At 39.9% G+C, this 11845-nt stretch carries 11 protein-coding genes and 1 pseudogene; 6 read left to right on the top strand and 6 right to left on the bottom strand.

What is annotated here, in order from left to right:
* Positions 1 to 48 precede the first annotated feature (48 nt).
* The 6 genes and pseudogenes from BFG52_RS10965 to mobR form a co-directional block, all read right to left on the bottom strand.
* Positions 49 to 1836, bottom strand: a complete 1788-nt coding sequence (locus tag BFG52_RS10965) for a cholesterol oxidase substrate-binding domain-containing protein (protein ID WP_067555996.1) — start codon at positions 1834 to 1836, stop codon at positions 49 to 51.
* A gap of 95 nt (positions 1837 to 1931) precedes the next feature.
* A complete protein-coding gene (locus BFG52_RS10970) occupies positions 1932 to 2255 on the bottom strand; it encodes a hypothetical protein (RefSeq protein WP_067555999.1) in 324 nt (107 codons plus the stop codon).
* A 134-nt stretch (positions 2256 to 2389) separates the two neighbouring features.
* Positions 2390 to 3133, bottom strand: a complete 744-nt coding sequence (gene tatC / locus BFG52_RS10975; RefSeq protein WP_099092669.1) for a twin-arginine translocase subunit TatC — start codon at positions 3131 to 3133, stop codon at positions 2390 to 2392.
* Between the two features lie 24 nt (positions 3134 to 3157).
* Positions 3158 to 3586: a Sec-independent protein translocase protein TatB gene (gene tatB, locus BFG52_RS10980; RefSeq protein WP_067556004.1), complete on the bottom strand. Its 429-nt coding sequence runs from the start codon at positions 3584 to 3586 to the stop codon at positions 3158 to 3160.
* A 32-nt stretch (positions 3587 to 3618) separates the two neighbouring features.
* Positions 3619 to 3765: pseudogene (gene tatA / locus BFG52_RS16655) on the bottom strand (twin-arginine translocase TatA/TatE family subunit); the annotation flags it as partial.
* Between the two features lie 688 nt (positions 3766 to 4453).
* Positions 4454 to 6127: a phenol degradation transcriptional regulator MobR gene (gene mobR, locus BFG52_RS10990; protein WP_067556010.1), complete on the bottom strand. Its 1674-nt coding sequence runs from the start codon at positions 6125 to 6127 to the stop codon at positions 4454 to 4456.
* A 632-nt stretch (positions 6128 to 6759) separates the two neighbouring features.
* Here mobR and BFG52_RS10995 point away from each other — a divergent pair.
* The 6 genes from BFG52_RS10995 (at position 6760) to BFG52_RS11020 (ending at position 11656) form a co-directional block, all read left to right on the top strand.
* The gene (locus tag BFG52_RS10995) at positions 6760 to 7050 is read left to right on the top strand and encodes a phenol hydroxylase subunit (protein ID WP_067556013.1); all 291 of its coding nucleotides are present in this window, start codon (positions 6760 to 6762) and stop codon (positions 7048 to 7050) included.
* An 18-nt stretch (positions 7051 to 7068) separates the two neighbouring features.
* Positions 7069 to 8073, top strand: coding sequence for an aromatic/alkene monooxygenase hydroxylase subunit beta (locus BFG52_RS11000; protein WP_067556016.1), 1005 nt, complete (start codon positions 7069 to 7071; stop codon positions 8071 to 8073).
* 11 nt (positions 8074 to 8084) lie between these two features.
* Positions 8085 to 8366, top strand: a complete 282-nt coding sequence (locus BFG52_RS11005; RefSeq protein ID WP_067556018.1) for an MmoB/DmpM family protein — start codon at positions 8085 to 8087, stop codon at positions 8364 to 8366.
* Between the two features lie 166 nt (positions 8367 to 8532).
* On the top strand, positions 8533 to 10056 hold the full coding sequence (locus BFG52_RS11010) for an aromatic/alkene/methane monooxygenase hydroxylase/oxygenase subunit alpha (protein ID WP_067556021.1): 1524 nt from the start codon (positions 8533 to 8535) through the stop codon (positions 10054 to 10056).
* A 164-nt stretch (positions 10057 to 10220) separates the two neighbouring features.
* Positions 10221 to 10580, top strand: a complete 360-nt coding sequence (locus BFG52_RS11015) for a phenol hydroxylase subunit P4 (RefSeq protein ID WP_067556025.1) — start codon at positions 10221 to 10223, stop codon at positions 10578 to 10580.
* A gap of 14 nt (positions 10581 to 10594) precedes the next feature.
* The gene (locus BFG52_RS11020; RefSeq protein ID WP_067556028.1) at positions 10595 to 11656 is read left to right on the top strand and encodes an NADH:ubiquinone reductase (Na(+)-transporting) subunit F; all 1062 of its coding nucleotides are present in this window, start codon (positions 10595 to 10597) and stop codon (positions 11654 to 11656) included.
* The last annotated feature ends 189 nt before the right edge of the window (positions 11657 to 11845 follow it).

An 11845-nucleotide genomic window follows, 5' to 3' on the forward strand; every position in this document is an offset into this window, starting at 1 on the left:
TCTTGATTTATTTCATCTTGATTCAAAAATAACGGATATAGCACGATATCAATACTTAAGTATTTTATTGATTAATGGTGAGGTAAATAAATCAAGAGGATCATATTGTTTTAATACTTTTGCAGCAGACTGAATTGTTAAATCTACATGTTGCCCTTGTGCATGAACACGTGGTAACTCTTGCTCAAAATAATAACGACTATCCCAAGCTTTCGTATTTGAATATCCCCAGCCCTTTGACCATTCAGGACGCATTAAACAATCACCTTGATAATGCTGCGACATCCATGCCTCAATTTCTGCATAAAACTGTTCAGCATAAGGTGTACCAGGTAAGGTCAAAATATCAAACCAAACTGCACAATCCCATTCCGGATGATCTGGACAAGGTTTAATTGCAGATAATGCCGGTGTTTGCGCATTTGGAATAACCGACTCGTTCGGCTGGTCTAAACCGGTTACACGGATTTCAACCGGTCCATTCATAGGATAACGGTTCATTCTTTGATATTTTTTCACGCGTACTTGATACTCGGTACAAAAGTCTGCAATAACACGTTGTACATTGGCACGAGATGTTAATACCGCATAACCATTTGCCGTCACACGCAATGTTGATGGTTTGACATATAACAAGGTATTTTTAGATGGCCCCCATAAATCATAGGTTTGCGTAGATACACGACCATTGGTCAAGAGAGTTGAAATACCAGAAAAAATAGATCCCTCTACACCACGTTTAGAAATTTTATATTGGAAACTCCCAAAAGATGGTGTGAGATAGGTGCTTTTATCTATCACGATTTTTTTAATTAAATCTAAGACAGATTTTGGAATGTTTTCAGCAAACCAATAGTTAAAAGCATGGGTCGCTATACGTGATGTTAAAGGTCGGTTTGGTGTAATAGACCAGATTTTAATCCATGGATAGTCGGTAAATGGAAACCAAATCGCTTCAACGCGTCCAGACTGATCTAAAAAATGAGAAAATGTGCGACCTGATTTTGCATTAGGTGCAAATAATTCTTTTTGGTGAACATTAAATATACTTTGACATCTGAGATATTGATTTTTTGATGTTTGTAATTGTGCAGATAAAACAAATGCTCGCCCTAAATTTACTAAAAATGCGCGAATATCGGGTTCATTTCGATAAAAAGTTTTTGCAACATATTTACGTTGTTGCTGGTCATATACAGCGGCTGTAATCGAAACAACCAGATTACTAATTGAACCGTAAGTTTGACCTTCTGTTTTTCTTTCGCCTTTTGCCGGTACTGCCGTGCCGTGCCCATTGATGGCAAGTACACCACCTAAGGTTAAATCACCTGGTGCTGGCGTTGCAACAAAACCACGTCCTCTATTTTCCATGGCTTTTAGCAAGGCTTCCATTTGAATACCAGCTTCTGCCGTTACAATCCCTTTACTATTAATAGAAATCTTATTGATATACGTCGGCATATCAACCAAAAGTATTTTGGTTTTTTTATCCTGATCATTCAACATTAATGGTGACCAGTTATGAGACATCCCTTTAGGTCTGACCTTATAACCATTCTCTGCAGCCCAATTAATAATGCGCAGTACTTGCTCTTGATTTCTAGGTCGAGCAGTCCAAGCATCTTCATAACGAGACTCACCAGACCAGTTTTCATAGCGTTGTTTAAATAAAGTGATATTTGACGGAAAATTTGCAATTCGATCTTTAGGCAAAAAAAACCAAGCCTCAGCTTTTTGGGTCGGAACCCAGGTGCTGACTGCACCCACTGCTGCAATACTTCCCATTGTTTTTAAAAAATCACGTTTTGACGCGTCGAGTACTTTATTGTCATTCATATTTATAAGAAACCTATTTGATTTTTATTAGATAAAGAAGTGCCGTAGAACACTTCTTTATCTTTTAAATTACAAAGATTTTATAAAGCACAAAATCAACGGAAAATCCATCGTGGCAAGAATGTATATTGCCCCTCACCTTTTTCTTTTTCGTAATGATTCTGAGTTTCAGGAATATCACCACCTAAAGCACGACCTAAAGCAATACCGGCTTTTGAAGCGATTAAACCAGTTGTATCAGCGAGTTGATGTACGCGACCCAAACCAATACCGCTGAATGTAACACCAACAGATGAGATTAAAGGGCTGTTTAAGAATTTGTTAAAGCCATTTACCACAGTAATGATACCGTCACCAAGTAATGTACCAGCACCTGAAACTTCATCAATTTCTTCTTGCTTTAATTCTACTAAACTCATGTTGTTTACCTCTCGTTTCGTTTTAAAATTTTTCATTTAGCCCAATACTAAATTATTAAGCTTTTTTAAATATACCGATGTTTTATTAAAAAATTAATGTGAATTGTCTAACAATTCTGTAATTTTTATGTGAATTAGTTAACATTATGTCGCTTTGTAAACAAGCTTGCCAGCAATAAGCCCAGCTCAAATAATAGATACATAAAGCTGCCAGCAACGGCCATAGAAAAAATATCAGGGGGGGTAATAAACATCGCAATAAAGAAGCAAGCCACGATGACAAAGCGACGTTTTTGTTTTAATTTATCCAGTTCGATCATATTAAAATAAATGGCAAGCACCGTCATGAGAGGCAGCTGAAAAATAAAGCCAATCACAATAAATAACTTTATACAGAACATTAAATATTTATTAATGTCAGTCATAGGCGTCACGGCATCTGGTGCAATGCCCAAAAAGAAATTCAAAACTTGCGGCAATACAAATATATAACCAACTAAAACGCCCAAATAAAACAGCACAACACTGACGACAAAAAAGATTTGCAAAGCTTTTTTTTCATTCTTATACAGTGCAGTATTGAGGAAATAATAAATTTTATAAAAAATAAAAGGGATCAAAGCAATAAAGCTAATAAAAAATATTAACTTAAATGGTGCTACAAATGTCGATGTTATATCGGTAGCAATCATATGCGAATTTAAAGGCAATTTCGCTTGTAAGGGAATCGTCAAAAAATTATATAAATGCTTGGAAAAAGGTGCTAATGCTATAAAAATAATAGCAAAAAATATAACAATATGAATTAAGTGCCGCCTTATTTCCGAAAAGTAAAAAACAAAGCCATGATCTTTTGCAGCAGTATTTTTGCTAGCCATATCCTGTGAATTATGCATGTTGCATTACTCTCTATTATTATCCGATCTATGCTTTGATCTATGCTTTGATGATGTTGAGGATTGCACCTCAAAACATGGCCATGACATGAGATGATCGAGAATAAACTTCGCGTTAAATGGTATAGGCGTTACAAAATGCTCTACCGGATAATATTTTTGCTCTGGGATTTCTTCGGCAGTAATATTTTTAAGATAAAGATCTAACTTTTTTTCTAATATTCTCAAATTACTCATTTCGGCATTCACTTCATGTTTAAGCTGGTTGAGCTCCAACTCTTTTTGAAGAGAATTATTTAAGTCATTTTTTAAAATATCGAATTTTCTTTTTAACTTGGCAATATATCTTAGGACTTCTGGTAACTTTTCTGGACCCAGCACAATAATTGCAATGATGCCTAAGAAAAATATTTCACCAAAACCAACGTCAAACATCGAAACTCACCCAAGTATTATTTTACTTCTGAATCCTTCTCGTCGTCTTTAACGGCTTTTTTAAAATCTTTCACCGCGCCACCAACGTCTTTACCAAAGTTCTTTAATTTGGCGGTGCCAAAAATTAGTAAAATGACAATTGCAAATAAAATAATATGCCCAATTGATAAACCCATCATTTTTTTACTCACTTAATAATTATGAATTTCGAGATAGTAAACAGTCTTAAAAAAAAATCGACATTAAAATTGTTAAACAATTACAAAAATTTAATAAAAAAGTTAATCCAGTCAATTCACTAAACATGCAAAAACAAGCTTTAAAAACTTAAAAATCATGTTAAAAAATGATCCATACTTCTAAAAAATAAGTTGCTAAAATGCTCAGCTATGCCGAGTAAAAAATCAACTAAATTTAATATTAAAAATATGATATTAAATGATTATTTTAAAAATAAAGTATTCCAGAATATGCAAAAATTGCTGCTAAAACGATGCCAGACATCGTCCTCATTCTTTTTCATAGCAGCCCATCTGCAAACAGCTGATTGTATGATTACTTGTTCAAGGTAATATTGTTTATATTTAACCATACCTTTACAATAAAATACTTTACACAATCCAATAAAACCAGCTTTTAGCTTTAGTTTCACAACAATGCTTTCATCTAAAATCTTCGTTCACATGCTCAAAACAACTGATGCACCCAGACTAAACTCATATGACCGAGTATATGACCAATAAGTACCAATACTCGGCCTGAGGCACTGAGCGAGCATTGCTCCGAGGTTTTTATAATATTCAATCAAGGTTTGATCACGTATTGACTTTCTATTGCATTCTATACCTCATCCGCTAAAGTGCAGCGTTATACACTTTGGTTTTGATATTTTTTTAAACGATAGTCTAAAGCCGCTCGGGTGATCCCTAAAATACGTGCAGCTTCTGAGATATTATTTTTTGCCTTCTGCATTGCCGTCTTAATCAGCTGTTGTTCATGTGATTCCAAACAAAAACCCGTTTGTAATACCGATTCATAATTGAGACCTTGCTCGAGCTGTTCTGGGTCTTGTTTAAACTGCGGGAAGAAAGCACTTAATTTAATCAGCTGTTGATCATCTGTCAGCAGTACTGCCCGTTCTAATAGATTTTCCAATTCTCGAATATTGCCAGGCCATGTATAACTTTGCATAAAAGCTTTGGTTTTTTCACTCAGCCCTTGTATAGATTTACCGTACATATTTTCAAAACGTTCTAAGAAATAATCGACTAACAATGGAATATCTTCACGGCGTTCACGTAAAGGTGGTATTTGCACGGGAAAAATATTTAAACGGTAATATAAATCGGCACGGAAACGCCCTGCTTTAACGGCTTGTTCTAAGTCTTCATTGCTGGCTGTAACCACACGCACATCGAGTGTGCGAGTTTGACAATCACCAACCCGCTCAAACTCACCTTCTTGTAAAATACGTAATAAAGCCGCCTGCGCACGAGGTGATAACTCAATGACTTCATCTAAAAAAATAGTTCCGCCATTGGCGCGCTCAAATTTACCTAAGCGTGATTGATGCGCTCCAGTAAAAGCCCCTTTTTCAACACCAAATAATTCTGATTCTATCAACTCCTGGGGAATGGCTGCGCAGTTTACTGCGACAAAGGCTTGCTGACGGCGCTGACTATGCTGGTGCACACCACGCGCAAAAGCTTCTTTGCCGACCCCGGTTTCACCTTGTAATAAAATAGAAACTTTAGAACCTGCGGCTTTGGTCAAAAGATGACAGACTTGTTTATAGGCTGCGGACTGTCCCACTGAATGAAACATGTTGTAGTCGGTGTCACTGTCAGTATAAATACATTTTTTCAGCGCACGTAATTCAGACTGTAATGCGATGAGCTCTTGTTCTAATGGCTCTGGCGATAAAAACTGAATCAGCTGCTCTGCATTTTCCCATTGTTCTAAGGGTTTACCGATAATACGACAATGCGCATGACCCGCGCTTTTGCACTCGACTTCTTTATAGATAATGGTCATCCCCGTCGCAAAACTACTATAGCCACAAGCATAGCCCAACAACATCCAGCAAGAGGGTTCATCACTCATGCCAAAATGCTCAATATGCGCATCGGCTTCAAAAGAATTTAACCAATTAAGATCGGCATAAAATTTCTTTTGTTGATAATCCAGTTCGAGTTGATTGGCTTCTACTTGTACCATGCCACGAATACCATGCATTTGCGGTCCAGCCATAAATGCATCATATTCATTTAAATTGGGACGCATTTTGGTGGTGACTTCGGCATCCTTCATGCCGGCCTGATAGCCTAACCGAATAAAAAAACGCTTGGTTCGTTCTAAGCCAATCATCTGTGCCAAATCTTTGCGTAAATAGCCGATAATACTGGTATGCATCAGCACCATACGGTATTCGTCAAACCAAATTTGCCCATGTTTGGTATCAAAATTTATTTTTGATAACAGATCCTGCACTTGCGGATGATCGCTATCTTGTCTCGTGGTATCGTATTTTACTCTAGCCATATGCAATCTATTATTCCCTTCCTTGTTGTGCGCATGCAGCAGACTTTTGCTCACAGATCTCTTCCATTCTGCTACGCGTTTTGCTGTGATTGACAAATTTTTATTGGCACATCATGTGCCAGCTTTGTCCTATTGCCCTGTACAGCGACAAGCTTGCGCAACACAGTACAACATCACTGATGTCGAGTGATCTGGCAACATGCTTGATCTCAACACAATACTTGATCTCCACACAAGCGCTATCGGGTCATGGCGATCTGCTCTGACACTGCGTATAGCTTGCGTTTAAATTACTCGAAAAATCAAGTGATTTGCTTATGTTAAGCATAGATGTCGACACGACAAAAGCAAAAAAATATATCTTATTGTTTTAGTTGGTTTTATTTTTTTGATCTGCAGATGTTTTTTGCCGCAGCACAGCGCTGAATTGAGTTTTTGCGTATTTCATCAAATCATGAAATTGACTATGAAGTCAGTGCTGTTATTTCATAAAAACATGAAAATCAAAAACCAACCATTTTACTAAAAATTAATAAACAATTGATTTATATAAAAATATAAAAGTTGGCACAGCTTTTGTAATAAGCCTAGTAGAGACACCATCCCAAAATGGAATTTTGAGTGGAGTAAACATGATGGAAAAACTGAACACAGCCCCTATGACCAAATACATTCGCGTGACTGGCGATCTCGATGCGGAATTTGTCGAATTTGATTTTGCCATCCACGATCCGACCTTGTATGTCGAGCTGGTGTTACCACAACAAGCCTTCCGCCAATTTTGTGAGACAAACCAAGTTGTTGCAATGACTGAGCAACAACAGGCCATCAATGATGCTGAAGAGGATAAATGGCGATATGGCATTGAAAATACGCTTGTGGGTGCGACACGTTATACCTTTGATCAAGATGATCAACTTTAATTGCTTAAGGAGCTAGCCATGACTTTAGAAATCAAAACCGCCAATATTGCCCCGATACGCAATAGCTATGCTTATATCGAACGACGCTTCGGCAATAAGCCTGCAACACGCTATCAGGAAGTGAGCTTTGATATACAAGGTGCTGCCAACTTTCATTATCGCCCCTTATGGAAACCAGAAAAAACCTTAAATGATAAAACCCATACTGCACTGCAAATGCAGGATTGGTATGCATTTAAGGACCCACGTCAGTTTTATTATGGTACCTATGTACAACATCGTGCCCGTTTGCAAGATAGCGCTGAAAGTAACTTTGCCTTTTTTGAAAAACGGGGCTTAGCCGCACATATCAGTGATGCCGTAAAACAGAAAGTCATTCAGCTACTCTTGCCCTTTCGTCATGTCGAGCAAACTGCCAATCTGCACATGATGTCAGGCAGTGCTTATGGCTACGGCACAGTACTGACCCAAGCCTGTATTTTTGCCGCCATGGATCGTCTCGGTATGGCGCAATATTTATCACGTATTGGTTTAGCACTTGATGGCAATAGCGCAACCGCACTGAACGAAGCCAAAACTGCTTGGATGCAAGATGATGCATGGCAAGGGCTACGCCAGTTATGTGAAAAAAGCTTATTAGAACAAGACTATTTTAAATTATTTGTGCTGCAAAACTTGCTCATCGATGGCTTTCTGAACGTCTTGGTCTATCAACAATTTGACCAATACTTGGTTGAGCATCAAGCCCGTGATATCGCGATGCTCACTGAGTTTATGCAAGATAGCCTCAACGATTTACGTAAATGGTCTGATCTTGTCTTAAAAACTGCTGCAGCAGAGTCTGAATACAATAAACAGTTATTGGGTCAATGGTTGGCTGAATACTTAACACCGGTCAAAGAAGCTTTTCGCCCATGGGCTGCACAGGCATTGACCGCAGATGCCGTCGATCTAGCTGAGCAAGCCGTGTTACAACGCGCACAAAAACTCGGAATTGATACCGCCACAGTGACCGCAGCTTAAGGAGTAGTCGCATGTCTAAAGTTTATTTAGCCTTACAAGATAATGATGTCTCACGTTACATCATCGAAGCAATTGAAGAAGATAACCCTGACGCTGAGATTCAATACCTGCCTGCCATGATCCGAGTCGAAAGCAGCCATGATCTAGTGATTAATGCCGCGACTGTTGGCGAAAAACTCGGGCAGGACTGGGACATACAATCCTTACAACTCAATATGATTACGCTCGGTGGCAACGTCGAAGAAGATGATGAAAGCTTCCGACTGCACTGGAACGAGCAAAGCACATCGTAACATTGCAACGCGCCAACACTTTTGTTGAGCTTTTGTGTTGAGCTTTTGCTGAACGCGCTGTATGAAGCAGTCATTGCTCAGCGGCAGTTGCTGAACCATACGCTGCAATCAAGTCGCGATGTGCTAGCAATGACGGCAATGGATTAAAATTTAAGGATGATTCGCTATGAATTCACAGGTTAATACGCAAAAAAAACTAAACGCCAAAGAGCGCTATCGTGCCCTCACCCGTGATTTGGACTGGGACTTTTCTTATATCGATCGTAAGGATGCGTTCCCTTATGAAGAGTTCGAAGGCATTAAAATTACCGATTGGTCAAAATGGGAAGATCCATTCCGTTTGACCATGGATGCTTATTGGAAATATCAAGCGGAAAAAGAGAAAAAACTCTATGCCATTTTTGATGCTTTTGCACAAAATAATGGGCAAATGAATGTCTCCAATGAGCGCTATCTCAATGCCATCAAATTGTTCCTCACGGCAGTAACGCCATTGGAATATCAAGCATATCAAGGCTATGCTCATGTAGGACGGCAGTTTAGTGGTATTGGTGCACGCATTGCTTCACAAATGCAGTCCATCGATGAACTGCGCCATGTGCAAACGCAAATCCATGCCATGAGCCATTACAACAAGTTCTTTGATGGTTTCCAAGACTGGGCACATATGCATGACCGCGTATGGTATTTGTCTGTTCCTAAATCTTTCTTTGAAGATGCGCGTTCCGCAGGACCATTTGAGTTTTTATTAGCCATTAGTTTTGCTTTTGAATACGTCCTCACCAACTTACTCTTTGTGCCCTTTATGTCGGGTGCAGCGTATAACGGCGATATGGCAACTGTGACCTTTGGTTTTAGTGCGCAATCAGATGAAGCACGCCACATGACCTTGGGGCTAGAGATCGTAAAATTCCTGTTAGAACAGCATGAAGATAACGTGCCAATCGTGCAAGAGTGGATTGACAAATGGTTCTGGCGTGGCACGCGCTTATTGTCCATTGTTGGCATGATGATGGATTATATGTTGCCCAACAAAGTGATGTCATGGAAAGAAGCGTGGGAAGTGTATTTTGAACAAGCGGGTGGTGCCTTGTTTAAAGACCTAAGCCGTTATGGTATTCGTATGCCGAAATACTCTGAAGTGATTGATAAAGAAAAAGAACATGTTTCACATCAAGCATGGTGGATTTTCTACAACTATGGTCATGCCGCTGGTTTCCATACTTGGATTCCGACAGACGAAGAAATGGATTGGTTATCAGAAAAATACCCAGATACTTTCGACAAGTATTATCGTCCAAAATGGGAAATGGCACGCAAAATGGAAGCTGAAGGCAAGCGTTTCTATAACGCAGGTCTGCCGCATCTCTGCCAAATCTGTCAAATTCCAATGACCTTCACTGAAATGGACGGCGATCAAACCCAGTTTAGCTATCGTCACAGTATCTACCAAGGTGAGCGTTATCACACCTGCTCCGATGGCTGTCATGACATCTTTGAACGCGAGCCCGAAAAATACATACAAGCATGGTTACCTGTAAACCAAATTTTGCAAGGCAATTGTGGCGGTCCAGACTTAGAAACCATGTTACGCGACTACTACCGCATGAATGTGGGGGCAGACAATATGGACATCGAAGGCTCACCCGACCAACAACGCTGGAGAAAATGGAAAGGTGAAACGGCTTAGCACATCGCCATAGCCCTTATCACTTCAAGCTCAACAAAAGCTTCATTTATCAAAAGCTTCGTTCCAAAAGCCTCGCTTTCAGCAAAGCGTTTATCCAATAGGACGATTACAGCAGTGCGGCAGAGTCAGTCCCATGTCTCTGCCGACTGATCAGGAGAAATAACATGCCAGTACGTGCAATTCATGATCATTACCAATTTGCAGCAATGGATCTGCAACAAAACTATGGCGACAACTTACTCATTTATGTGGGCTGGGATGAGCATACTTTATTTTGTTCGGCACAAGCCATGCTGGTTTCACCGGAACAAAGTTTTGCCGATTTTATAAGCCAAAATCTAAGCGCGGCTTTTTCACAACACCCAGAATTTACACAGATCGATTGGGATCAGGTGCAATATAGCCTCGATGGCAAGAGCATCCAGCCCCATGCCACACAACACTTAGCGGATTTAGGTGTTGCACATAAATCACTTATTCGTTTTAAAACGCCAGGCCTTCGTGGCTACGGCTGCAATGTCTAATCTGGAGGTGTGATATGCGCTATCAAGTCACCATTGAACCACTCGGTACCACCATTGAGGTGGAAGAAGATCAAACCATTTTAGATGCAGCCTTACGTCAAGGTGTATGGCTGCCCTTTGCCTGTGGTCATGGCACCTGTGGCACCTGCAAAGTCCAAGTCACTGACGGCTTTTTTGATTTTGGTGAAGCTTCGCCTTTTGCCTTAATGGATATTGAACGCGATGAGAATAAGGTTTTGGCTTGTTGCTGTAAACCTGAATCCGATATGGTCATCGAAGCCGATGTCGATGAGGACCCAGATTTCTTAGGCTATTTGGTTGAAGATTATCAAGCTACAGTTATTGAGATCAAAGACTTATCGCCTACGATTAAAGGCGTGCGTCTACAACTCGACCGCAGTATCGCATTCCAAGCTGGACAATACATCAATGTACAATTCCCCGGCATTGAAGGCACCCGCGCCTTTTCCATTGCCAATGCGCCGAGTGAGCACGGGATTGTGGAACTGCATATTCGTAAAGTCGTCGATGGGGTAGCAACAGGCTATGTACATGAACAATTACAGCTTGGTGAAAATTTAAATATTTCTGGTCCTTATGGACAATTCTTTGTGCGTAAATCCGATACGCAAGATGTGATTTTCATTGCAGGTGGATCAGGTTTGTCTAGCCCACAATCGATGATTTTAGATCTGCTACAAGCAGGTGATCGTCGCACCATTTATTTATTCCAAGGTGCACGTGATTTATCTGAGCTTTATAACCGTGAATTGTTTGAACAATGGGTCAAAGATTATCCCAATTTCCGTTATATCCCCGCATTAAATGCGGCGCAAGCCGAAGACCAATGGTCTGGTTTTCAAGGTTATGTGCATGAAGCCGTTGCTGATTATTTTGAACACCGTTGTGCCGGTCATAAAGCGTATTTATGTGGTCCGCCAGTCATGATTGATGCAGCAATTTCCACCCTCATGCAAAGTCGATTATTTGAAAAAGATATTCATACTGAACGCTTCCTCAGTGCTGCGGACGGTGCCAGTGGTCAATCTCGTTCAGCCTTGTTTAAACACATATAGGTGAGTAACTTACTCTAGGTAAGTTTAAACATCCCAAAGCGTGATCAACTGAACTTGAAGCAAAGACATTGCGATGCCTTAGCGCAAAATTCTGCCCGGAAAATCGCAGCTCCACCACCATGAACCATGACAGCAAGGACATGCTGTCATGCGATGACATCAGACACAGCGGATGTCATTTAACTCAAT

The sequence above is a fragment of the Acinetobacter larvae genome (genome assembly GCF_001704115.1).
In the GTDB taxonomy this organism is placed as follows: domain Bacteria; phylum Pseudomonadota; class Gammaproteobacteria; order Pseudomonadales; family Moraxellaceae; genus Acinetobacter; species Acinetobacter larvae.